The sequence below is a fragment of the Thermogemmatispora sp. genome (assembly GCF_042408735.1).
Classification (GTDB): Bacteria; Chloroflexota; Ktedonobacteria; order Ktedonobacterales; family Ktedonobacteraceae; genus Thermogemmatispora.
In genome coordinates this window covers 19,115-42,306 of sequence record NZ_JBHOQV010000118.1, presented here as the reverse complement: position 1 = coordinate 42,306, position 23,192 = coordinate 19,115, and the positions used below count along the sequence as shown (strand labels likewise).

The 23,192-nt window shown below is 61.4% G+C and carries 21 protein-coding genes and 1 tRNA gene; 9 read left to right on the top strand and 13 right to left on the bottom strand.

The window, feature by feature from the left end; all coding sequences use genetic code 11:
• Nucleotides 1-11: 11 nt before the first annotated feature.
• The 8 genes from ACFMO7_RS10365 to ACFMO7_RS10330 form a co-directional block, all read right to left on the bottom strand.
• Nucleotides 12-611 carry a metal-dependent hydrolase gene (locus ACFMO7_RS10365; RefSeq protein ID WP_376795413.1) on the bottom strand — a complete coding sequence of 200 codons (600 nt, stop codon included), beginning with the start codon at nucleotides 609-611 and terminating at the stop codon, nucleotides 12-14.
• 266 nt (nucleotides 612-877) lie between these two features.
• Nucleotides 878-1,195: a Rieske (2Fe-2S) protein gene (locus tag ACFMO7_RS10360; RefSeq protein ID WP_376795412.1), complete on the bottom strand. Its 318-nt coding sequence runs from the start codon at nucleotides 1,193-1,195 to the stop codon at nucleotides 878-880.
• 160 nt (nucleotides 1,196-1,355) lie between these two features.
• Nucleotides 1,356-2,090 (bottom strand): SDR family NAD(P)-dependent oxidoreductase, encoded by a 735-nt coding sequence (locus ACFMO7_RS10355; protein ID WP_376795411.1) that lies wholly within the window; start codon nucleotides 2,088-2,090, stop codon nucleotides 1,356-1,358.
• Between the two features lie 81 nt (nucleotides 2,091-2,171).
• Nucleotides 2,172-2,681 (bottom strand): Fe-S cluster assembly sulfur transfer protein SufU, encoded by a 510-nt coding sequence (gene sufU / locus ACFMO7_RS10350; RefSeq protein WP_376795410.1) that lies wholly within the window; start codon nucleotides 2,679-2,681, stop codon nucleotides 2,172-2,174.
• A 106-nt stretch (nucleotides 2,682-2,787) separates the two neighbouring features.
• Nucleotides 2,788-4,047 (bottom strand): cysteine desulfurase, encoded by a 1,260-nt coding sequence (locus ACFMO7_RS10345; RefSeq protein ID WP_376795409.1) that lies wholly within the window; start codon nucleotides 4,045-4,047, stop codon nucleotides 2,788-2,790.
• A gap of 300 nt (nucleotides 4,048-4,347) precedes the next feature.
• Nucleotides 4,348-5,808 carry a Fe-S cluster assembly protein SufD gene (gene sufD, locus ACFMO7_RS10340; protein WP_376795408.1) on the bottom strand — a complete coding sequence of 487 codons (1,461 nt, stop codon included), beginning with the start codon at nucleotides 5,806-5,808 and terminating at the stop codon, nucleotides 4,348-4,350.
• Nucleotides 5,801-6,616 (bottom strand): Fe-S cluster assembly ATPase SufC, encoded by an 816-nt coding sequence (gene sufC, locus ACFMO7_RS10335; protein WP_376795407.1) that lies wholly within the window; start codon nucleotides 6,614-6,616, stop codon nucleotides 5,801-5,803. Before sufC ends, sufD begins: the two co-directional genes overlap by 8 nt.
• Before the next feature lie 524 nt (nucleotides 6,617-7,140).
• The gene (locus ACFMO7_RS10330; protein WP_376795406.1) at nucleotides 7,141-7,644 is read right to left on the bottom strand and encodes an RrF2 family transcriptional regulator; all 504 of its coding nucleotides are present in this window, start codon (nucleotides 7,642-7,644) and stop codon (nucleotides 7,141-7,143) included.
• A 329-nt stretch (nucleotides 7,645-7,973) separates the two neighbouring features.
• Here ACFMO7_RS10330 and ACFMO7_RS10325 point away from each other — a divergent pair, with 329 nt between their 5' ends.
• The 5 genes from ACFMO7_RS10325 (at nucleotide 7,974) to ACFMO7_RS10305 (ending at nucleotide 11,619) form a co-directional block, all read left to right on the top strand.
• Entirely contained in the window at nucleotides 7,974-8,393 is a 420-nt protein-coding gene (locus ACFMO7_RS10325) for a hypothetical protein (RefSeq protein WP_376795405.1), read from the top strand.
• Between the two features lie 315 nt (nucleotides 8,394-8,708).
• Nucleotides 8,709-8,784: transfer RNA gene (locus ACFMO7_RS10320), tRNA-Pro, on the top strand.
• A gap of 136 nt (nucleotides 8,785-8,920) precedes the next feature.
• A complete protein-coding gene (locus ACFMO7_RS10315) occupies nucleotides 8,921-9,151 on the top strand; it encodes a hypothetical protein (protein WP_376795404.1) in 231 nt (76 codons plus the stop codon).
• A gap of 113 nt (nucleotides 9,152-9,264) precedes the next feature.
• The gene (locus tag ACFMO7_RS10310) at nucleotides 9,265-9,795 is read left to right on the top strand and encodes an HNH endonuclease (RefSeq protein WP_376795403.1); all 531 of its coding nucleotides are present in this window, start codon (nucleotides 9,265-9,267) and stop codon (nucleotides 9,793-9,795) included.
• 291 nt (nucleotides 9,796-10,086) lie between these two features.
• Nucleotides 10,087-11,619 (top strand): DUF3536 domain-containing protein, encoded by a 1,533-nt coding sequence (locus tag ACFMO7_RS10305; protein ID WP_376795402.1) that lies wholly within the window; start codon nucleotides 10,087-10,089, stop codon nucleotides 11,617-11,619.
• 161 nt (nucleotides 11,620-11,780) lie between these two features.
• Here the strand turns inward: ACFMO7_RS10305 and ACFMO7_RS10300 are convergent, their stop codons facing one another.
• Together ACFMO7_RS10300 and ffh are read right to left on the bottom strand one after the other, a co-directional pair.
• Nucleotides 11,781-13,487 carry a L,D-transpeptidase family protein gene (locus ACFMO7_RS10300; protein WP_376795401.1) on the bottom strand — a complete coding sequence of 569 codons (1,707 nt, stop codon included), beginning with the start codon at nucleotides 13,485-13,487 and terminating at the stop codon, nucleotides 11,781-11,783.
• Between the two features lie 4 nt (nucleotides 13,488-13,491).
• Nucleotides 13,492-14,979, bottom strand: a complete 1,488-nt coding sequence (gene ffh / locus ACFMO7_RS10295; protein ID WP_376795465.1) for a signal recognition particle protein — start codon at nucleotides 14,977-14,979, stop codon at nucleotides 13,492-13,494.
• Between the two features lie 192 nt (nucleotides 14,980-15,171).
• Here ffh and ACFMO7_RS10290 point away from each other — a divergent pair, with 192 nt between their 5' ends.
• On the top strand, nucleotides 15,172-15,960 hold the full coding sequence (locus ACFMO7_RS10290; protein WP_376795400.1) for a class I SAM-dependent methyltransferase: 789 nt from the start codon (nucleotides 15,172-15,174) through the stop codon (nucleotides 15,958-15,960).
• Between the two features lie 52 nt (nucleotides 15,961-16,012).
• On the opposite strand, the gene ACFMO7_RS10285 is transcribed toward ACFMO7_RS10290, so the two are convergent.
• Both ACFMO7_RS10285 and ACFMO7_RS10280 read right to left on the bottom strand, forming a co-directional pair.
• The gene (locus tag ACFMO7_RS10285) at nucleotides 16,013-16,675 is read right to left on the bottom strand and encodes a helix-turn-helix domain-containing protein (RefSeq protein WP_376795399.1); all 663 of its coding nucleotides are present in this window, start codon (nucleotides 16,673-16,675) and stop codon (nucleotides 16,013-16,015) included.
• Between the two features lie 13 nt (nucleotides 16,676-16,688).
• Nucleotides 16,689-17,492 carry a sigma factor-like helix-turn-helix DNA-binding protein gene (locus ACFMO7_RS10280; protein WP_376795398.1) on the bottom strand — a complete coding sequence of 268 codons (804 nt, stop codon included), beginning with the start codon at nucleotides 17,490-17,492 and terminating at the stop codon, nucleotides 16,689-16,691.
• Between the two features lie 513 nt (nucleotides 17,493-18,005).
• On the opposite strand from ACFMO7_RS10280, the gene ACFMO7_RS10275 reads away from it, so the two are divergent.
• Complete coding sequence (locus ACFMO7_RS10275; RefSeq protein ID WP_376795397.1) at nucleotides 18,006-18,302, top strand: hypothetical protein; 297 nt, start codon at nucleotides 18,006-18,008, stop codon at nucleotides 18,300-18,302.
• A 91-nt stretch (nucleotides 18,303-18,393) separates the two neighbouring features.
• Here ACFMO7_RS10275 and ACFMO7_RS10270 read toward each other — a convergent pair whose 3' ends face one another.
• A complete protein-coding gene (locus tag ACFMO7_RS10270) occupies nucleotides 18,394-19,362 on the bottom strand; it encodes a hypothetical protein (protein ID WP_376795396.1) in 969 nt (322 codons plus the stop codon).
• 417 nt (nucleotides 19,363-19,779) lie between these two features.
• Between ACFMO7_RS10270 and ACFMO7_RS10265 the strand changes: the two genes are divergently transcribed.
• Both ACFMO7_RS10265 and ACFMO7_RS10260 read left to right on the top strand, forming a co-directional pair.
• Nucleotides 19,780-21,183 (top strand): S8 family serine peptidase, encoded by a 1,404-nt coding sequence (locus ACFMO7_RS10265; RefSeq protein WP_376795395.1) that lies wholly within the window; start codon nucleotides 19,780-19,782, stop codon nucleotides 21,181-21,183.
• 363 nt (nucleotides 21,184-21,546) lie between these two features.
• Nucleotides 21,547-22,926 carry a S8 family serine peptidase gene (locus ACFMO7_RS10260; protein WP_376795394.1) on the top strand — a complete coding sequence of 460 codons (1,380 nt, stop codon included), beginning with the start codon at nucleotides 21,547-21,549 and terminating at the stop codon, nucleotides 22,924-22,926.
• The last annotated feature ends 266 nt before the right edge of the window (nucleotides 22,927-23,192 follow it).

Sequence of the window (23,192 nt, the reverse complement as noted above, 5' to 3'; positions counted from 1 at the left end):
TATCGATCCCCTTATATATAAATGACATTCTGCCAGATTCCAACGCCTACCAGGATGATAAAGGACCAGACGATGACATATTCCGGCCAGGTCCCAGTACGAAAGCGCCAATCTGGATTGGGCGGGAACCCAAAGCGTTTCGGGTTGGGCCAGAAGAGGGGTACGCCTCCCTCAGTCAGGGCATCGCAGAGAATGTGGACGATGCAGCCGAAGAGCACGGCGAAGAAGATCATATGGGTGGCATTCATGAGGCTTGCGGGAGCGCTCAGGCCACGCATTGCCAGCAAGGAGAGGACAAGTTGTTGGGCTCCGAGAGCGAGCAGCGACCCCAGGAGCAGGCCGAGGAGGCTGTGGAAGAGAGTACGGTGGCCTGCTATATGCTGAATCTCGCGGCTGATCCAACCAAACCTGCGCCCAAGCGTGCTGTGTGCATTGTCGATATCCGGCAGCAAGGAGCCAAAGCCGACGGCGACGTAGTAGATCGCCTTAGCTACAACAAGCTTGAGCGGCACGCTCGGCGCCAGGGTAATCGGGGGACCACTCAGGTGGACCAGACTGTCAAGCACAACGCCCGCCGTGAGACCTATGAGAAGATGTGACCTGCCTACCATAACAGCGTTTTCTCCATCCGCAGTGAAGATTGGGCTTCTTCCTTGAGTGAAGGTTTCACGCGGCTATTGTAGGGGGTCTTCCGCGACTGCGCAAGAGGATTTCCGCGCAGAATCGGCGACGGCTGGCGCTGGCTATGAGCGGCAGAGTCCCTGCCTCGCCGCTGGCCTGCCTGTGGCGGGCCGACAGGACAACGGCAGCAGGCAAGCGAAGGGCCAAAGCCAGTTCGGCACCTATCGGACTTGCAGGACAGCCGGCCGCAGCCTATTCATTCGGGAGGGAGAGCCACCTTAATCAGACCGTCCTCAACGCGCACAGGATAGAGCACCAGGTCCTGACGGGCGGGACCTCGCACGACCTTGCCGGTCCGCAGATCGAACTGGGCTCCATGGACGGGACAGGTGAGCACGCTGCCCTGCAGCTCCCCCTCGTAAAGGCGCCCTCCAACGTGGGTGCATTCGCCATTACAGGCATAGACCACCCCTTCGACTTTGGCCAGACAGACCGGCTCGCCATCAACTTCCACCCCTAGCAGCTCGCCCTCTCCCAGCTCGTCCCAGCGCGCAACGGCGACAAAATCACTCATAGCAATCTCCTCCCCTCGCCAGCTTTTGCCTGAATCGCAGTCAGCCAGGCAGCCAGCAAGCGTAACGCCTCCCTCTCGTGGTCTTGCCGACAACAGGCGGGCAGACTCTCAGGTGGGCGCGGCTGAAGGGCAGTCCCTCTGCTCACCCCACCGATCAGGCTCAGATGCCGCGCCCCTGAACGGGGATAATAGCCCCTGTGACGCCATCGCTGGCGGCACTGGCCAGAAAGATGGCAACCTCAGCCACCTCGCGCGGGCTGACCCACTTGCTGCGCAGCTCTGTGGGGGAGGGATGCAGCTCCTCGAGATTCGCCTGAGTGGCGATCAGGCCGGGGGCGATGGCATTAACGTAGATTCCCACACCCTTCCCGGCCTGGGCAAAGGTCCGGGTGAGAGCATCCACCCCAGCTTTGGCGCAGTTGTAGGCCAGCGTCTGTGCTCCCGCATTCTGAATGCTATAGGCCCGACTAAAGTTGATGATCTTGCCACCTCCCTGGGCCAGCATCGACGGCCAAACCGCGCGTGTGCAGAGAAAAGTCGTGCGCAAATTATTATTCAGCTCGCTCTCCCAGTCCTGCAACGAGACCTCATGAGGGGGTCCATACTTTGTCAGCCCGCCAGCCAGGTTGACCAGGACGTCGACGCGTCCCTGCCATTGCAGGGCCTCCTCGACCAGGTGCTGTGCACCCTCCTCGCTCGTCAGGTCGGCGGCCACCCCTTTGACGAGGGCCCCACGCGCCTGCAACTCGGCGGCCCGAGCCGCCACGCGCTCCCCACTGCGAGAGGCGATCACCAGCCTGGCCCCCTCCTCAGCAAAAAAGCCGGCCAGAGCAAAACCCATCTGACCGGCGTGGCTCACGCCGGTAATCACCGCCACTTTACCCTCAAGGCGCATCTTTCAGGCTGCTCCTTTCTATCGCTTCAGGAACTCGCTCGGCAGTAGTGCAAGCAATCAGCCAGGGCCCACCAGCCGGGCTTACAGCTCCTCATCGCGCTCGTCGGAGTCCGTCGGGCGCTCCAGGCCAGCCAGAACCAGGCTCTTATGCAGCACGCGCAAGCCCAGGAAGGCACACTTCATACGCGCAGGACTGATCGGGATACCCAGGGCCTCCAGGATATCATCTTTGCCCAGACGTACCACCTCCTGCACGCTCTTGCCCTGCACCATCTCCGTGAGCATCGAAGTGGCCGCCTGGCTGATCGCACAGCCTCGTCCCTGAAAGCGCACCGCCGTAACGCGATCGCCCTCGACCAGGAGGTCCATGCTCACCTGATCGCCACAGAGCGGATTTGAATCCTCAACGTGCACCGTCGGATTCTCCAGCCGCCCATAGTTGCGCGGATCGCGATAATGGTCCAGAATATACTCACGATAATCCATCGACATAGCGCTGCCTCCCAGGAAAGGAATCGACCAGGCGGCCAGATAGCCCAGCAGAGACCAGCCCTGGCCTGTCCTGCCTACCTCGGGTCTACCTCGCCTCACCTGGTCTCCAATCTACCACGGCCCGGCGCAAGCGCGGCCAGCCGGCGGCAGCAGTCTGCAGGCAGGCGGGCAGCGTAGAGTGGCCAGGCATGGGATTATTATAGACCTAGAGCTGGAAAATCTCCAGCGCCCGCCGCAGGCCCTGGACCAGCACGTCGATCTCCTCCGGCAGCGTATAGACATAGAAGCTCGCGCGGGCCGTTGCAGCCAGGCCCAGATGCTCCATCAGAGGCTGTGCGCAATGGTGACCGGCCCGAATGGCCACCCCGAACTCCTGATCAAGGATCGAGGCCAGGTCGTGAGGGTGGATATCGGCCAGCGTAAAGGAAATCACCCCGCCGCGCACCTCCTCGGTGAGGGGTCCATAGAGCCGCAACTGAGGAACGGTGCGCAGGCGCTCCAGGGCATAGGCCGTAATCGCCCGCTCATGTTCGCGCACCCATTCCATCCCGAGCGCGCTCAAATAGTCGATCGCCGCGCCCAGGCCCACCGCCTCAGCGATGGCCGGCGTGCCCGCCTCGAACTTCCAGGGCAGATCATTCCAGGTCGAGGAACGCAGGCTCACACTGCGGATCATATCGCCGCCTCCCAGGAAAGGCGGCATAGCCTCAAGCAGCTCGCGTTTGCCGTAGAGCACCCCGATTCCTGTGGGACCGAGCATCTTATGGCCACTAAAGCAGACAAAATCGGCATCCAGCTCCTGGACATCCAGAGGCAGATGGGGAGCGCTCTGGGCGGCATCTACCAGCGCCAAAGCACCAGCGGCGTGAGCCTGGGCAATCATCTCCTTCACAGGGTTGATCGTTCCCAGCACATTGGACATATGGGTAAAGGCCACCAGCTTCGGCCCCTCTTCCAGCAAACGGGCATAGACATCCAACTGCAGCAGGCCCTCGGGCGTCACCGGCACAAATTCCAGCCGCGCCCCCGTGCGTTGGGCCAGTAGCTGCCAGGGAACCAGGTTGCTGTGATGCTCCATCCCCGTTAGCACGATCAGGTCGCCGACCCTGACGTTGGCCCAGCCCCAGCTATAGGCCACCAGATTGATGCTCTCGGTCGTATTGCGCGTAAAAATGATCTGTTTGCTCTGGCGCGCATTGATAAAGCGGGCTACCTTCGTGCGCGCGCGTTCCAGAGCCGCAGTCGCCTCCTCGCTGATCTCGTAGACCCCACGATGCACATTGGCATGCGTGCTGCGATAGTAGGCATTCATGGCCTCGATGACCGCCAGCGGCTTCTGCGAACTGGCCGCGCTATCCAGATAGACCAGCGGCTTGCCATGAACCTGCCGCGCCAGGATCGGGAAATCGCGTCGGATTTCCTCCACGCTGCGCGGCTCGCGGCGCACCTCAACGACGTCCTGCATTGTATTCCCTGATCTCTTTCTCTCTAACTCTTGAGTGAGACGACCATCTGCTCCCCCGCTCAGCGGGCGAGGGAGCAAGCGAGCAACTCCAGCGCTGCCACCAGGCAGGGCGGACAGGAGGCGGCCTCGGCTGGCCGCGCGGGCGGACGCCCTAGCGCGACCGAGGGCAGGCCAGCAAGACAAGAAAGAAAGAAAGAAGAGGAGGAGCCGCGAGCAAGGCTCGCTTCCTCCGTCCCTGGCCTGGCCAGCAGGGGGGTCACAGGTAGGCGCCGCCCTGCTTGCGCGCGGTCGCAGGCCAGCCTACTCCGGCAGCAGACGGATCTCCTCCTCTTCCGAAGGGCGATCGAAGCTGACCGCGCCCTCATCGACGCCTTCGATCTCCCAGCGCTCCTGAGCCTCGAGCCAATCGGCCTCGGACTCGTGGCCGCCGCGCATGCGGCGCACAATATTGCGGCGCAGGCGCGTGCGCAAACTATCGAGCGAGATGCGCTGCAGCACCGGCTCAAAGAAGCCCTGGACAATGATGCGCTCGGCCTCATCCTTGGGCAGGCCACGAGCCATCAAGTAGAAGAGCTGCTCCTCATCGATCTGGCCGGTGGTCGCCCCGTGGCTGGCGCTCACCTCGTTGGCACCGATCTCCAGGCCAGGGATCGCCTCCGCCCGACAATGCTTGCTCAGCAGCAGATTATGCTCCGACAAGAAGGAGGCCGTTTGCTGAGCCCCCGGCTGGACGCGGATCATCCCATCGAACTCCACGCGCGACTCATCGGTCAGCGCCCCGTGTACCAGCGTCTCCGCATTGGTCGACAGGCCGACATGATTCGAGAGACTCTTAATCACAAAGCGCTGATCCTGGTCGCTGAAGAAGACGCCCACCAGCTCAGCAGCGCTGCCGTTGCCGACCAGATTCGAGCCGATGTTCGAGAACGTCAGGCGGCTCCCCAGATCGGCCATTACCCAGGAGACGCTGCTATCGGCCTCATGGATCGAATTCTTATGCATCACGCTCCAGACATTGCGGCCCAGGTCCTGGAGGCTGGTGAACTCAATGCGAGCCCCATTCTTCGTAAAGACCTCGACCACCGCGCTCAGCAGAGAAGGCTGCTCGCCCTCGAAGGCCGAAGCATACTCCTCTACATAGCGGGCGCTGCTCAGCTCATCGGCAATAATCAGGGTGTGGGCAAAAGCTGCCGCCGAGGGCGAATCGAGCCAGATCTGGGCCAGGATTGGCTCCTCGATCTCCACGCCGCTAGGAATGTAGAGGAAGACTCCGCCGCTCCAGAAAGCGGCATGCAGGGCCGTATACTTATCGGTGGCCAGCGGCACAGCCTGGGTCATAAAGTAGCGCTGCACCAGATCGCCATGCTCGCGCACCGCCGTATCGAGGTCGGTCAGAATCACCCCGCGGCTCTTCAGTTCATCGGACAGCTCCACCCGCACCACCGAGCTGTTGCGCTGCAGCACCAGGCCCGAGCGCTCAGCCGAACCGACCAGGGCATCGCGCAGCCCCTCCTCAATGGGAGCCGGCAGCGCCCCGTTGCCATCGGCAGGCAGATAGGAACGCAGCTCCTCGAAGTGGAAACGAGCCAGCCGCTGCAGCGTTCCCAGATCGCCGCGCCGCCCCAGAGGGGCCGGTGTCTGCTCATAGATCTCCCAGGCTTCCAGGCGCTTCTGCAGCATCCACTCAGGCTCACCCTTGTGGCGCGAAAGCGCGATGACAGCCTCGCGGGAAAAGCCGGTTGTAGCCAGAGCCTCAGTCATTGACGCCCACCTCGCTCCCCTCGGGACGGAGCCACTCGTACCCTTTCTCCTCCAGCTCCAGAGCCAGCTCCTTGCCGCCGGAGCGCACAATGCGCCCGTCGAACATCACATGAACGAAATCGGGCACGATATAGTTGAGGATACGCTGATAGTGGGTGATTACCAGCAGACCCAGCTTAGGACCACGGAGGGCGTTGACGCTATCGGAGACGATCTTAAGGGCATCGATATCGAGGCCCGAGTCGGTCTCATCCATCATGGCGATCTCCGGCTCCAGCAGAGCCATCTGCAGGATCTCGGCGCGCTTCTTCTCGCCCCCGGAGAAGCCATCGTTGATCGAGCGGTTGATAAAGCTGTTATCGACCTTGAGCAGCTTCATCTTTTCGCGCAGCAAATTGCGAAACTCGGCGGGGGGGATGGTCTTACGCGAGGCCGGCCTGCCGCTGGGGGTTTCCTCACCAACGGGCCTGGGGCCTTCGCGCACAGCCTCCAGCGCGCGACGCAAAAAGTTTGCCACACTCACGCCCGGGATCGCCATCGGATATTGGAACGCCAGGAAGAGGCCCATGCGAGCACGGCGGTCCGGGGAATATTCGAGGATATTCTCTCCCTTAAACCAGATCTCCCCGTCGGTGACCTCGTACTTGGGGTTGCCCATAATCACGTTGGCCAGGGTACTCTTGCCTGAGCCATTGGGGCCCATCAGGGCATGGACCTCGCCCTGCCGCACCACCAGGTCAACGCCGCGCAAAATGGGCTTGCCCTCAATGCTGGCGTGAAGATTCTTGATAACCAATTCTGAAGCCATTAGCGAAAACCATCCTCCTTGGAAGAAGAGCTTGAGATAAAGCTACCTCAGCCTGATAGCCAGAGCTTCCTGTTTGTTCTCAGCAGCGTTGAACGGGCAGAGTCGGAGCAGAGCCAGACACAAAGGCGAAGCTGGCAGGAAGGTGGCCTGCCCGAACCAGCGAGCCGCTCGAGAAGCGGCCTGAGTTGCTGGTTGAACGGCAGCGCTCCCGGTCGGCGGCGAGAGAGAGATCGCTCGCCTGGCGCACCCGCTCCGCCAGGGTCCGACCCGGCTCTTTCGGCTTCCCCCACCAGCGGTCAGGGAAGGCGAGGGAAGGCGAGCTGTTCGCTCATCAGCCTGTCTGCCTGTCTATGTCACCAGGGCCACAACCGGCAGCGGGTTGTGCCGCCCGCGATCGCTCCGAGCACCAGCCCTTCCCGCCCTCAGCCCAGCTCCCTCAACCACCGCCAGCCCCTCGCCTCACCGGCAGGCCCTCACCGCTTTCATCTCCGGACTTCGAACTAGCGACTCCGTCTCAGTCCAGCTCACAGCGCCGAAGATGGAGCCACGCGGATATCCGAGATGGAGATAAAGTGCGTCGGAGCGTTCTGCGTCTCCTGCTCAGAGACGCCCACCAGATCGGCGAGAGTGATCGAGTCCAGCGTCTGGGCAACGGCATCGCGCACTCTGGCCCAGAGGAACTTCGTCTTGCAGGAGTCCAGCAGGCTGCAGACCTGGGTCATCTCCCCTTCCGTCGCGCAGATCATGGGCGCGATCGGACCTTCCAACACCCGCACGATCTCCCCCATCGTGATCTCCTCCGGCGGGCGACTCAGCCGATAGCCACCGTGCGCCCCGCGCGTGCTGACCACCAGCGGCGGCTCAGCTTCGCGCAGAAGCTTCACAAGCTGCTCCAGATAGGCCAGAGATAATTGCTCGGCCTGGGCAATGTCGGTCAATGATCGCGGGCGCGAGCTGTAATAGTGGCGAGCCAGATCAACCATGAGGCGTACGCCATACTCGCCTTTTGTCGAAACCCTGAGTATCATGGCTCGCTCCTTTCTCGCCCCGTGGGGAATACTGATTCCTCGCTTTCATCGCTCCTACGCAGGTTGCTCTTAATCCGACCTGCTCACTAGGATATATTCTAGCACTTCTGGCGGGAGAGCGTCAACCTCGCTCTGTGGCGCTCTGCCGCGGCCGCGGCTGATCCCCCCCCATTGCCCCCCACGGTGGGGGCTGACCGATCATTCTATTGGCATGGTATCAATCCTATCTTCAAAGACGCGCGAAAAACGGCTACTATAGAGGGAGAGCTGTGATGTGACTGAGCGGACACCACAGCAAGGGGAGTAGACAGCGAACGACAAGGAGCAAGATGATGGAAGAAGAAGGGAAGCTCATTAAGAAGAGTCTCTGGCTCTTTGAATACAACCGGGGCGACTCGGCCCTGTACCTCCAGCAGTTCTACGCCGTTGATGAGGACGATGTGCGCCGTCAGATCGAGGAGTTTATCCGGCAAGCCGACTTTCCGGTCTACTGGGAGCGCCTGCGCCACGTGCCCGGCGGCTTCACGATCGGCTATTCGTCTCTGAGAGGAACCATCTACGAGCGACCCGACGGTAGCCTGATCGAGGAGGCCGAGGAGCAAGTTCAGGCTGCGGCCCCCCACCCTCAGGTCCGATCCACCCCGGGCGCAGCGGCGCCGCCTGGCAGCCAGATCGGCGCTCCTTCCTGCGATATCCCCAGGCCAGAGACGGCCATCGGCCCCACCACCAGCGAGGAGGCCCCCGGCTGACAGTCCCAAGCCTGCCCACCCTATCTTTTCTTTTCTTTTCACCCACCCAGCCAGCCTATTGCCAAGCCGAGACCGCCTGTGCTATACTATGCAACGACAAGAGGCACGCGAGAACGTCCGCGCCTGCAGACCGCTCGCTAAGAGCCATAACAGCAGCGTCCTGTAGGGCACCGTTTCCGCACTGCCTCGCCACCAGCTCAGGCTGGTGCTGTTGCTCGTAGGATGTTCGTTTCGCCTCATCGATTGCGCAGAAGGGGAATAACCGAGCAGAGCAAACGAGCGAGACCGGCGAAGAACTTGCACGAGTCGGTTTAGCGGGGTGTAGCGCAGTGGCTAGCGCGCAGCGTTCGGGACGCTGAGGTCGGAGGTTCGAGTCCTCTCACCCCGACCAAGTTGACACTTTCTCTTCCTGGAGCTCATCTCTCGTTAGTTTGTTACCTGGCCGGCCCAGCAGCCGGCTAGCTCGACGGTCGGCTGAGGTTTGGTCAGGCTCGACTGCCGGTCCGACCCGCCAGAGGATGGAGCAGTTGATCACCGTTGGTCATCGCCTGAGCAAGGCCCAGACCTGGGATATGGGCAGCGCCTTATCTACCAGCTCCCTTCCCCGGCCCGTCTCCAGCTCGCAGGTGGCCTTCCGGACGATGGTGGTCAGCCAGCCCCTCAGCGAGCAGGTCGGTGGTCCGCCCAGCCCCTGCCTGATCGTGCAACGTCAACGCCCGTCTCCTTGTCCAATCGGTGAGCAACGCAGGCGGCGATGAGAAGCTGACGAGAGGTGAGGCCCTGGCCTCTCTCCTCCTCTAGCCCCCGTTCGGCTTCCTCCTCGCTGTCTGCCCGGTGGTTCAGCTCTGACAGAGAGGAAGGAAAGCTATTCATGCCTGTCTTAGTTCTGAACTCTTCCTTTCAGCCTCTCTCGGTCATCTCAGAGCGTCGTCTGGTCGTCCTGCTGTCGAAGAAGAAGGTGACTTTCCTGGACGACGAGGTTCGCAAGGCCATTGAGGAGAATATTCAGGCCCGCCGCCTCGACCACGAGCGGCCCGTGATCGTGCAGTTGCTCGCCAATGTCCGCGTCCCGCGCGTCGCCCTCCAGCCTACGCGGGCCAATATCTTTCTGCGCGACGAGGAAACCTGTCAGTACTGCGGCAAGCGCACCCGCGAGCTGACCCTCGATCATGTGATCCCGCGCTCGCGCGGCGGCAAGAGCACCTGGGAGAATCTGGTGACTTCCTGCAGGGCCTGCAATAGCAAGAAAGGCAACCGCCTCCTCAAAGAGGCCAATATGCGTCTGATCCGCCAGCCTCGCCCGCTGACGCAGGAGTACGCCGGCGTCTTTCTGCTGCGTTATCCGAAGCTGCGCCAGGCCTACGAGGAGTTCTTGATGAGCACCCAGTCCCGCTCGGCCTGAAGCAAGCCAGCCTCCGGATCGGCTTCGCCCCTCCCTGATGGAGGCTAAGGCAAAGGCAAGAGAAGAGCTGGACCAGGATAAGCCAGGCTGCTGCCGCGGCCCCTCCCCTGGTCGGTTGGCTGTCTGGCCAACGTGGCAGGAGGTTGGAACGCTCTTCCTCCGGCGTTCGTATACTCTATGCCACGGGTTAGCCAGGTTGCGCGCAGAGAAGCAGCGTCGCAGGTAGAGGCGGAGGCTGGCCGCGCAGCAAGCAGCTAACTCTAGTGAGCAGGTGAGAAGGTTCGTTTGTCTATGCTTGAACAGCAAGCGGTGAGCGAGGCCGCGACTCCCGGCGCCGCGCCTCTCTTCCTCTGCCTCCACGGGCACTTCTATCAACCCCCGCGCGAGGACCCTTTCACCGGCGCCATTCCCGCCGAGGTCGAGGCCGCTCCCTTTGCCAATTTCAATGAGAAGATCACGGCGGAGTGCTACCGCCCGAACGCCGAGGCCGGCAATTTCGAGCTGATAAGCTACGACCTGGGGCCGACCCTGGCTTCCTGGCTGGCCGACCATCATCCTACGGTCTATCGAACCATCATTGAGGCCGATCGACTGCACCGCGCACGCTACGGCGCCGGCAACGCTCTGGCCCACCCCTACCACCATGTGATCCTCCCCCTGGCCAATAGCCGCGATAAGTATACGCAGATCGTTTGGGGCCTGGAGGATTTCCGTCAGCGCTACGGTCGCGAGGCCCTGGGGATGTGGCTACCTGAGACGGCGGTGGATATGGAAACGCTCGATCTGCTGGCGCGCTGCGGGATCGCCTTCACTGTGCTGGCTCCCTGGCAGGCCGCCGGTCCGGTGGATGTGACGGAGCCTTACCTGGTGCGCCTACCGGCAGGTCGCAGCATAACAGTCTTCTTCTACCATGCCCCGCTGTCAGGGGCGGTCTCGTTCGATGGCAACGTGACGGGGAACGCCGATCACTTTGCGGCCTCTATTCTGCCCGCTCATCTGGCAGCGGAGAAGCTGGAACGGCAAGAGCCACAGTTGCTCCTGATCGCCACCGATGGCGAACTCTATGGCCATCACTGGATCTGGCGCGATAAGTTTCTGACACGCCTGGTCCGCTATAGCGCTGAGGCGGCAGGCTTCCAGCTATGCACGCTGGAGCGCTACCTGCGTCTGCATCCGCCAAGGCGCGAGGTGACGCTGCGTACCCCCACATCGTGGAGCTGTTTCCACGGCGTTGATCGCTGGGCCCGCGGCTGCCCATGCACCGAAGGGCGTAGTGACTGGAAAGGAGCCTTGCGGCAGGCGCTCAATCGCCTGGCGGCCCGCGGCGATCAGCTTTTCGAGCGGGCCGCCGGGGAGGTGCTGCGCGATCCCTGGGCGGCCCGCAACAGCTATCTGGCCCTGCGCAATGGCTGGCGCTCTCCCGATAGCTTCTGGGAGGAGTTCGCCCGGCCCGCCGGTTCCGGCGGGAAGGTCGTCAGCTCCGAAAAACGCCGCCGCACTTTGTTGCTGCTGGAGGCCGAGTATTACCTGCTGTGTAGCTTCACAAGCTGCGCCTTCTTCTTTGAGGACCTGGATCGCATTGAGCCGCGCAACGCCCTGGCCTTTGCCCGGCGCGCCATCAGTCTCTTCTGGCAGGCCCTGGGGGTCGATCTGCAGCGCGATTTTCTGCAGGACTTGCGCGCCGCCCATAGCTGGCGCCATCCCCTGAACGGGGCCGATCTCTATCTCCGCCTGCCACGGGTGCGACCCGATCTCTTGCCACCCCTGCCTTCCGCTTCCGGGCAGGCCGGGGAGAGCACTGGCGAGAGCGAAGACGTGGCCTGAGCAGGAGTAATCAGAGGGGCAAGCCTGTGATGGTCAGGTCAGCTCTCGTCTGGCTGACCATCGTGGCTATCGATCGCTCCACTACAGGGCGCTGCTCTGGTGAATCCAGAGCAGCGCCGCTTTCTGACAGGAGTGCTCTCCTTGCTCCGCCAGAGAGACACTCAATAGATCACGATAACGGTGTTCCAATCGGTGTGACCGTAGAGCCAGGCCATCTGGTCTTCCTGGACGTTGACGCAGCCATGACTGCCGTTGCCTGCGAAGCTCTCGTCGCCACCACGGTCATAATGGGGGAACTGCGTGCCGGGACCGAAGTCGACGCGCCACCAGGCATCGTGGACGAAGAAGCCTCCCCAGTGGTAGAGAATAGCATAGTTGATCTTGGTAGGAGGATAGTAGTAGGGTGAGCCTGGGGGATCGCTCGACTTGAACTGTGTCGGCGATTCGCGGTTCTGCGTCGGCCAGACTCCGGGTAGAGCCGGACGCTCAACCCGACCCGTGGTGACCAGGAAGGCGTTGACAAGCTTGCCATGATCATAGATGCGCATGGCCTGCTCGGTGAAGGAGACCATCAGGACCTGGGAGCCGCGCAGGCGATAGTGATCGAGGATCTGCAGGTCGGTCTGGTGAACTTTGTTGTACGGCGTGGGGTCGTTGTAGTTCTGCTCCATCATGTGGAGATTGAATAGTTCGTTCTGTTCCTCATCTACAACCGCCTGATAGTCCTCGGTGGTATAGGTCCAGCTCAGCTCACGGTTGAGCCAGTAGCCAATGCCGTCAAGGGTGTAGCCCGCATCGAGTATATAATTGTTTCCATCAAATTTATCGTGATAGAGATGCGCTTTCCCCCAGGCACGCGCCTGGCGATCGATCTCGTTCACCAGCCAGTAGGCCTGACCTCGCACAAGATCGGGATACATGGCAGCCATGTCAGCGTCGATCTGACGGGAGACAGCCAGGTACTGCTCCAGGGTGGTGGCCCGCTCCATCGCCGCCTTATCGGCATTGTAGCGCTGCTGATAGGCACTGGCATCAACGCCATACTTCTTGAGGTCATCAAGCTGGGCTTTAAAGGCATTGAGTTTGGCACTGCCAACATAGGGGACGGCCTGAATAGAATTGACCACCGCCAGCTCGTACTGGGCATTGATCAGACTCTGCAGGTGTAGGAAGTCCGCCGGCTTGACAGCCTGGTTGAAGCTCTGCAGATCGTCCTGGTACTGGGCCTGCATGGCCGTGACATCGATCCTGGCACTCTGCAGTTGTTTAATGGTAGTCTGCAAGGCCGTTAGACGATCATGGGTCGTCTTCATGAGATTTAAAGCCTGGGTATGCGTCTGGGCATCCCGGCTAATGGCGGCGTAGTCGCGCGGATAACGGGCGGCGGCCATAAGATTTTGATCTTGCTGATATTGCTGCGTAAAGAAGGAAAGATTGCCAAAACCATCAACGCGGCGAGCCGTGAGAGCGTCCTGGAAATTCTGCATGTCCTGCTGGGCTCGCGCTTGAAATTGCTCAGTAGCGCTATTAATAATTTGTTGAGTTTGTTCTTGCAAATGCTTGTATTGATCAGACAAGCGAGTATAATAGGCAGTGGCTGGCCGATCGTCGAATGGAGAAAACGGGGGGGAGCTGCTATTAAGAATGGCCTCCTGCTTTTGGATTGGTTGAAGTAAACTGGCGGGCACACCGATAGAGAGCGCGTAGCGCAGCAAGCGATCGAGCTGATCCTTGCTCTGGCTGGCCTGCTGGCGGGCCTGAGAGTCGCCGCCGCAGGCACTCATGAGCAGCAACAGAAGCATCAAGCTCAGCAAGAGCAGCGCGCCTGACGCGGGTGGACGGGCACGGGGCTGGGGTCTGGCCGGCATAGAGTTACCTCCTCTTTTTCTGCTTGGCCTTCTGCTTTTTCCGTTCTTTACGGGCAGCCTTGCCGGTCTTCTTCTCGCCAGGATTGAGCTGAGGGATCGCCGGAGCAGCCGGCATACCGGGCAGTCCTGAGGTCAGGCCAGCGCCATCGCTGGCGTACTGGCGTAGCAAGCGGGCCCAGGGACCTTTCCCGCTCGCGAGCTGGCGCAGCATGGTACGCGTCTCGCTGAACTGGGCGAGGAGCTGGTTGACCTCTTGCACGCTGGTGCCGCTGCCGCGCGCAATCCGTCGGCGTCGGCTGCCGTTGATGATATCGGGATTGCGTCGTTCCTCGGGCGTCATCGAGAGGATGATCGCCTCGATATGCTTCAAGGGATCGCCCTCCAGGGCCTCATCCATCTCGGGCAGAGCAGCCAGCTTGTTGAAGCCGGGCAGCATCTCCAGGATGGAACGCAGCGGTCCCATGCGCTTGAGCTGGCGCATGGCCTTGAGGAAGTCCTCCAGGTCAAACTGCCCCTGCTGTAAGCGGGCCTGCGTCTGGAGAGCTTCCTGTTGATCAATGGCCTCCTGCGCTCGCTCGATGAGGGTCAGGACATCGCCCATTCCCAGTATACGCGAAGCCAAACGGTCCGGGTAAAACGGTTCCAGAGCATCCGTCTTTTCGCCGACGCCCAAAAACTTAATGGGTACCCCTGTGACCGCCCGGATCGAGAGGGCCGCGCCGCCGCGGGCATCGCCGTCCATCTTGGTCAGGATCATGCCCGTCAGGGCCACCGCCTGGTTGAAGTCGCTGGCCACGCGCACCGCTTCCTGACCAGTCATGGCGTCGGCTACCAGCAGCACCTCACGGGGCTGGACACGCCTGCGAATGGCGATGACCTCCTGCATCATCTGCTCATCGATGTTGAGGCGCCCGGCGGTATCCAGAATAACGACAGAGGCAGCCTGCTCGCGGGCGTAGTCCACAGCATGGGCGCAGATGTCGACCGGATTGGCCCCCATTGGCTCGGCATAGACTGGAATCGAGAGCTGCTTGCCCAGCGTCTGAAGCTGGCGCACGGCGGCTGGCCGGTACATGTCAGCGGCGACCAGCAGCGGGCGCTGGCCCTCCTTGCGCAGATAGTTGGCTAGCTTGGCCGCCGTGGTAGTCTTGCCCGAGCCTTGCAGCCCGACGAGCATGATGACGTTGGGCGGCGGGCCTCCCAGGTCCAGCCGATTCTGATTGCCTTCACCTCCCAGCATGTCTATGAGTTCCTCATGCACTATCTGCAGAACTTGCTGGGCCGGCGAGAAGCTCCCCAAAACCTCCGCGCCAATGGCTTTGGCCCGGACACGCTCGACAAACTGGCGCACCACACGCAGGTTGACATCAGCTTCGAGCAGGGCCAGGCGCACCTCACGCATGGCCTCGTTGACATCGGCCTCGGTCAGTTTCCCCTTGCCACTTAAACCGCTGAAAATTCCTTCAAGGCGTTTCGAGAGACTTTCAAACATAGCCATAGGAACAGGTTCCTCTCTCCACCAATCGCGTAATCAGTCGCCCTATTATACCATCTTTCCCGGCTCTGTTTGCACTCGTTGTAAGGATACTCCCTTTTCTGTACAACTCTCCGACGAAAAGCGACCATTCCTATTACTATATAATCGATGAGCATCGCTCATGGTCTCATGGAGGAGAAAGCTGGTATGCCTACCGTAAAACGCTGGCAAACGGTGATTTTTTCCGCTGCTCACCCGCGCGAGCGGCAGCCACAGCTCACGAAGGTACGCGGCGACTATGTGGAGGCAGTGGCGGCACGCCTCTATGGGAGGCAGGCTTTAGGACAGGAGGAGATCCTTGTTGTGGGCTGCGGTCAGGGCCAGCTCTGCGAGGAGCTGGCGCGACGGGGAGCAATTGTTTTGGGCCTGGACGACTCGCCGGCGATGCTGGCCCAGGCCCGGCGCCACGCCGAGGAGGTCGCTCTGGGACACGTGATTGCCTACGTTCAAGGACGAGCCGAGGCTCTGCCCTTTGCAAGCGGTTCCTTCTCGCTGGTGGTCTCTCTGCAGGCGCTGACCCAGGCTGAGGACCTGCGGGCGGCTGTTGCTGAAATGGCGCGTGTCCTGGCCCCTGGGGGGCTGCTGGTCTTTGAGGCGCAGAGGGGCGGCTGGCTCTTGCGCCTGCTCTGGAACTGGCTGGGAAAGCGCTGGTCAGCGGTTCTGGCAGCCGAGAGGGTTGCCGATGCCCGCCACTGTCTGCGTCCGCGGGAGTTGATTTTCCTGCTGCGCGCCTATGGCCTGCAACCCGGCGAGATCCGCGGCTTTTCCCCGCGTGGCTCGGCTAAGGGTGCTCTGGCCCAGAGCCTCGGTCGCTATTTGGGCCTGCGCTACCTGGGCTATGCACTGCGCCAACCTCCGCCGCGCTCCCGCGCTCATCAGGAATCCGTGCCGTCCAGGCTCCCGCTCCGGCCCGAGTCTTCGCAGGGAGCAAGCTAGAGCGGTCCCGCCAGCATCCACGAGGAGAAGGGGCAGGAGAGCAGCGGCAAGGCTACTCCTCTAACCAGAGGCGCTTCTCTTCATCGCTCATGTCGCTGCGGGCGATGGCCTCGGCCAGGCTCTGTTTGCTGGGTACCTCCTGCCGCTGCCGACGGGCCGCCTCGCCCGTCTGCCTTCGATTGAGCGCCAGCGTTGGCTGGCTGTTGCAGAGCAGCTCGCCGAATTGCTGTGGGCTGATGTTGAAGAAGCTGGCCAGTCGCTCAAGCTGGCGGGCGCTGAGACTGAAGAGGTCGATCAGGCCATCTTCAAACTTTTTCCAGACGTCGACACCCAGGCGCAGACCACGGGCCGCCTCGACCAGGCTCAGCCGATGCCGCTGGCGCAGCTCGCGCAGCGTTTTGACGGAAGTTAGCGCGGGCATAGCCTGAGCATCGGTAACCGTGCCGGGCTGGCTGGAACCGAAAACACGCTCCCAGGCCCGCCGCCGGGCGCGCTCCGTTAAAGGCAGCAGCGGCGCTGCCGCGGGCGAGGCAGGCGCGCCAGTTTCTTGCTCAAGCGCCGTAGCGCGGTAGGCTGCGATGAAATCGATCAGGGCTTCCTGGGCCTCGGGATGTGCGCGCAAGAGTGCAATTTGCGCTTGTTTATCGCCGCGTTCCTCGGCGGCCAGCCAGGCCATCTTGAGCTGCTGAATCGTCTGGCTGTCCATACTAGCCATAGTTGACGCCTCCTCACCTTTGCTGGTTCTGCCCCTGAGTCGTGGGTGTATGCTGCGCTGGTCGTCGCTGATGGGGCTGCTGACGCACCTGAGTCGCATCCTGCCCCTGCTCGCGATCAAGGCAGGCCCGCAGATAGGCCCGGGCCTTCTCGTAGCGCAGGCGCACCGTGCGCTCAGTTCGCTGACAAAGCTGCGCGATGTCGTCCCACTTCAAGCTCTGGAAGACGCGCAGCACCATGATCTTCCGATCGAGCGGATCCGAGAGATAGGTGAGAATGCGCATGCTCTCCTCAACGGCATGCAGGCGCTCATAGGCATCCTGGGGATCCGCCACGTCGGCGCCGGGCGACCCTTCCTCTTCCGAGGGACTGGCCTGGAGCGACTCCACCAGGGCACGCGGGATGTGCTGAGGCTGCCCCAGCGGACGCCCCTCGCTATCGCGCCGATAATGTAGCCCTTCCTGACGCAGAACGCGCATAAACTCATCGGCACAGAGACAGCGCAAATAGTGTGGGAAATTCTGGGTCATAAACAGCTCTTGTGGATCCAGGGCCTCGCGCAGGAGATGCTCGAACATGTTGGCAATCGCTTCCTCGCGCAGCTCGGGCCGGTGACGCAGCCCCTGGGTGCGCCGCTGGAACTCCGGCGCGCAGCGCTCAACCAGCTCCTCGCTGAGGAGCTGGACACGCTCACTCTCCCCCCGAGCCTTACAGGCGCGGATCGCCAGCACCAGCTCGGCTTCGCTGATCACATAGCGACCCTCCGGGGTCCTGCGCCGCAATTGCTCCCTGAGAGCGGGGTCCTGCAGGTCGATCATGCCTATGCTCTCCCCTTGTCTTGTTTCAACTGATCCGGTCCTGTTTCCCCAGGCATGGCAGTTAGCACGCTTCCTTATGGGTAACTGTCCTACTCTCTTGTTCTTTCTGAGACCGCGCAAAACGGAAGCCCCAAGGGCAGTTCCGGCTCCCTAAGGCGAGAAGATCAGCATCTATTCCGCTCCGCGGCAGCAGAGCAGAAAGATTGGCCCCCAGCAAGCTGACAGCCAACAGCCTTTCCACCGGCTCGCCTCCAAGCCGAAGGCTAACTCTTTCCAGGTAACTGGGTCGGACCAGGACGGCCACGCCACAGCTATGGACGAGGCGCCGGCTTTGCGCTATCATCTAGCTGGACGACCTGTCTCTCCTTCCTTTAGATAGATTAAGATAGAGACTATCGACCAGGACTGAGGATTGTTCTCCAGCGTCGACAGCGCGCTCCGCTCGTCACACCTTTTGTGCGCTGCCACGCTTTTTGAGACCGCGAACATAGAGAAAGAAGGTGGTCAACTGCGATGGAGCTGGAAAAGGTAAAGCCGTCACAAGTACCGGTCGTCGCGCCGAAATACCCACAGTGGCCGACGTCGCGCCCGGGGCCGCAAGCTACAGAGCCGCCGCCGGGCTACCGTCCGGTTCCCGTGCGCAGCGATCAAGTTATTGAGCTGGCCGCGGGCGTTACCTGGAGTGAAACGGGGATTCGTTTCCTGGAGCAGATGGGGCTTAAGCCCCAAGGGCAGAACAGCCAGGAGGAGCTACCCAAAGAGAAAGGCTGGCTGCGGCTGCGCAAATCACGCCCCGATCTGCCTCGCTGAGCTGAGGCGGGCGGACGGCCTGGTCGGGCAGAGCCGACCAGGACCAAAGGTCGCAGCGGGTCGGCCCGGGCAGCCTGCTACCGGCGGCCCTTTAGCAGCTCCAGGGCACACTGAGCTGGCGGTTATTCCAGGAGAAGATCAGTTTTCCAGAGACCGGACAGGTCGCCGGGAGATAGATGATGACTTGCTGCTGCTGCCCAGGCTCGATACTGCCGCTGCCAGGGTTGAAGCGGGCCGCGACGCCCTGAGCCCAGGCTTGCCAGCGCACGCTGCCCGCCGGCCCGCTGGCCATCAGTGTTGCAGTGCAGCGATAGCCATTATCGGGAAGACAGTTGGCCGGACTGAAGGTCTGAGGGAAGAGCGCCAGCTCAATGGTTGCGCTGCCCTGGCCGTGCTCTCTATCTGCTGACTTGCCGTCGACGGTCGCCGAGATGAGCGAGGCAGGAGGAAGACCCTCGCGCGCCGCCAGCACGCTTAAAAGATAAACCAGCAGACCAAGGCTCGCCAGCAGCAAAAGCAAAGAAGCAATGAGGGCTGCCAGCGAGAGCTTTGTGAAAGTGGAGCCGCCCGCTGTACCCTGAGAGGGTCGTCGGCGCGCGCCTGGAGGGCGCCAGCCTCGAGATTGGCCTGGCAAGTGCCGGGCAAGGCCGGGCGGTTCCTGCGGCAGGACCGGCAGCGTCGGCGCACTGTGGAAGGCTGCCTGCGACCCCGAACTGTCCTCAGCAGGGCGCTTGAGCGGGAGAGTATCTTCACGATGATCAGCCGGTACCGCCTCCAGCGACGGCACCACGAGCGCCTCCTGCTCCTGTCGAGGAGCGGCTACGGCTTCACGCTTCAGAGTAGCCTCCGCCAGATTTATTTCACCAGCCTGTAGCCTCCCGTCGGCCTCAGCAGCGGTCGCTGCTTGCTGGAGCAGAGTCTTCTCCTCCACCTCTTCTTGCTTCTCCACCACTGCCCCCCTCTCACCCTGGGCCGCCTCAACCTGGGGCATCGGCCCAGCAGCCGGCTCCTTGCCAGGCTGGGGATCGCGCAGCGTGGGTCTCTCCAGTGACCCGGTCATGGTCAAACCACTCCTTCCTCACCAGGGTGATCCTGCAGACCACCCGTCTTCTGCACTCCTTTTATCCTTCTTTTTCAGTATACGAACGGCCCGGCGAGGAAGTGACGCAGCCAGCCAGGAGGCGAGCCTTTGGTCCCGACAGCGACTTTAGAGCACGAGTGAAGCCCGCAGAGGAGGCGCGGAGGACGGCAAGGGAAGCTCTTGCCTTTAAGCAAGCGAGCCGACAATTAAGCGCCATATGTTAAGATTTCTTAAGGTAGATCTTTACCATCTATCAACCTGTTCCTCTTTAAAAAAAGCAGGAAGACCATGTATACTATAAGCGGGTGCCATTCCTATTCCCCTCTATCCGCACCAGGCACGAGTTTTCTCTACTGTCTTAAGGCACTATGTTCTGAAAAAGGGGGTCAGACATTCATGAAAGATCTACCTCTCGTCCGTCGGTTCTCGCGCCTGCTTATTACCGCAGTAGCCATCAGCGCAATGCTGGCGCTCAGCCTTGGTCTGAGTGGGGGGGCGAGCGCGGCGACACTGACGGCCCACCGTCTACACGGCTTTGCTGTAGTCCATCCGCAGTACGAGTATGTCGGAGTCGCCCGCAGCGATACGACCTTCAGTTGTCAGACGACGACGCCACCCAGGTGCTACGGCCCCAAGCAGATCCGCGAAGCCTATGAAATCACGCCTCTTCTGAATAGAGGGATTACAGGAAAAGGAAGAAGCATCGTCATTATTGATGCCTACCAAAGCCCGACCATCAGCCACGATCTGCAGACATTTGACTCCATCTTTGGGCTGCCCGATCCTTCCTTCACTATCATCGCACCGGACGGATTGACTCCCTTCGATCCTAACGATGCCAACCAGGTGGGCTGGGCAGGCGAGATCACCCTCGATGTGGAGTGGGCCCACGCTATCGCTCCTGACGCCCACATCGTGCTGGTGCTGGCCAAGACCAACCAGGACACGGATATTCTCAGCGCGACACGCTACGCCATCCGCCATAACCTGGGCGATGTGATCTCCCAGAGCTTCGGTGAGGGAGAGAGCTGCGTCGATCCCAAGCTGCTCAAGCAGGAGCATGAGCTGTTCCTCGAGGCCACCCTCAAGGGCATTACGCTCTTCGCCTCCTCGGGTGATCAGGGTGCGGCCCAGCCAACCTGTGACGGCAATTCCTATTTCCTGAGCGCGAGTTCGCCGGCCAGCGATCCCCTGGTGACGGGTGTCGGCGGCACGCAACTGGTCGCCGATGGCCAGACTGGCGCCTACCAGAGCGAGACGGCCTGGAATGAACCCCAGTATGAGGCGGCCAGCGGCGGCGGCTTCAGCACCGTCTATCGGAAGCCGTTCTACCAGATCGGCACCGCTGGAATCGGTCGCTATCGCGGAGTGCCCGACGTGGCCTATAACGCGGCGATCGATGGCGGCGTACTGGCTGTGTGGAGCTCGTCGGGCCTCGGGCAAGACCTGGTCTTCCGCTTCGGCGGTACGAGCGCCGGCTCCCCCCAGTGGGCCGGAATCGTAGCCCTGGCCGATCAGCTCGGCCATCATCGTGTAGGCTTCCTTAACCCCGCCTTCTACCTGATTGGCCATTCGCCGCTCTATGCGCGGGCCTTCCATGATATCACGACGGGGAACAATACCTTTACGGGCACCGATGTCAATGGCAACTCGGTGACGGTCAATGGCTACTCCGCCGCTAAGGGCTGGGACCCCGTGACCGGTTGGGGAACGCCTCGCGTGGCCAATCTCCTGCCACTGCTGGTAGCCTTCGGCTGCGGCACCACGGGCCCCGATCTGGCGCGCGCTCGCTCTCTATAACCCGTCCAACCCCTCGCCAGGTCGGCCCCTGGCAGGTCGGCAATCAGACCACATGGCCAAAGGGGGACAGGAAGGCTGGTCTTCCTGTCCCCTTTTTTCAGCCCCTCCCCTCTCCCTGTCATATACCTCTCTTACCCCATCAGTAATCCCATCCTTATCATCTATCTCGTCATTAATATAAAAATAGACATTTCTGTATCCAATAAACATCTACTTAACTATGATACATTTTAACCATATTTTAACTGTTTTTAGCTATTCAAAAGCGGTTGTGGCCTCCTACACTAGGATCGATGGGGTGCCGCAAGGTATCGATCGCGGCGCACATTGTCCCGTTTAGCTCACAAGGAGGTCACAATTCTCATGGAGAGAAGCCCCATTACGCGCTGGCTGCCGCACCTGGTAGCCACCGCCATTGTCCTGTGTGGCTTGCTGGTAGGGACGCTGATCCACTTCTATGCCGACCAGATCGCGCAGGCGGCCAAACCACACTACGTCATCAACCGGCCCGAGTACGTCTATGCCGGCGCGGTCAATAAGGACCGCACCTTCCCATGCCAGACGACGAATCCGGCTACCTGCTTTGGGCCGAAGCAGATTCAAGCCGCCTACGAGATCGCCCCAGTTTTAGCTAAGGGGATTACCGGCAAAGGGCACACCATCGTGATCATCGACGCCTACCAGAGTCCGACGATCCGCCATGACCTGCACACCTTCGACACGCTCTTCGGCCTGCCGGACCCGCCCAGCCTTACCATTGTGGCGCCCGATGGCCTTCCACCTTTCAATCCCTTCGACAACACGCAGGTCGGCTGGGCCGCCGAGATCAGCCTCGATGTGGAGTGGGCCCATGCGATCGCGCCGGATGCGGCCATCACGCTGGTCCTGGCCAAGTCTAATCAGGACATCGATGTGCTGAACGCGACGCGCTACGCGATCGAGCACAACCTGGGCGATATCATCTCCCAGAGCTTTGGTGAGGGTGAGAGCTGTGTCGATCCCCAGCTGCTCAAGCAGGAGCATGAGCTGTTCGCCAAAGCTGTGGCGCAGGGCATGACGCTCTTTGCTGCCTCTGGGGACCAGGGGGCCGCCCAGTACACCTGCGACGGCAATTCCTACTTCCTGAGCGTCTCCTCGCCGGCCAGCGATCCCCTGGTGACGGCTGTCGGGGGAACGCTGCTGGAGGCGAACGGCGCCCAGGGCAGCTATCAGGGTGAAGAAGCCTGGGATGAGCCTCAGTATCAGGCGGCCAGCGGTGGGGGCTTCAGCACCACGTATCCCCGGCCAGATTATCAAAACGGCCTGGCTCAGATCGGCGGCTATCGTGGCCTGCCAGATGTGGCCTTCAATGCCGGCATCGATAGCGGCGTGCTGGTGGTCTGGAGTTCCTCGGGCCAGGGCGAAGACCTGGTCTTCCGCTTCGGCGGTACCAGCGCTGGCTCTCCCCAGTGGGCCGGGATCGCCGCTCTGGCTGCTCAAATGGCTGGCCACCGTCTGGGCAACCTGAATCCCGCTCTCTACGCGATCGGACGCTCCAATGTCTATACCCAGGCTTTCCACGACATTACCTCGGGCGATAATACCTTCGTCGGCCAGGACGGGCAGGGCAATGCCGTGGCGATCCAGGGCTACAGCGCCGGCCCCGGCTGGGATGCCGTGACCGGCCTGGGCACGCCGCGCGTGGCGAAGCTTCTCCCGCTCTTGATCCAGCCACCCTCGTCTGCCCCCATGCGCCCACTCTGAGAGAGGACCCGGAGGGTGAGCCTGGCGGCCTCCCCTCCGGTGAACCATCCCCAGTCTGGTCCGTGCCACGCTGATGCTGTTCCTGTGAAATGTGGGAACAGCATCAGCGTTTTTCCTCGGCTTTCTAAGCTAAACATGCTTTCTTTTCTCGCTGTTGATCAGTCTACAGAAGTCCTTCTTCCCAAATATAACCACAGGAATAAAGTATAGTTCCATATAGCGGAATTATTTTGACAAATAACAAACTAACTACTATCCTCTTTTTT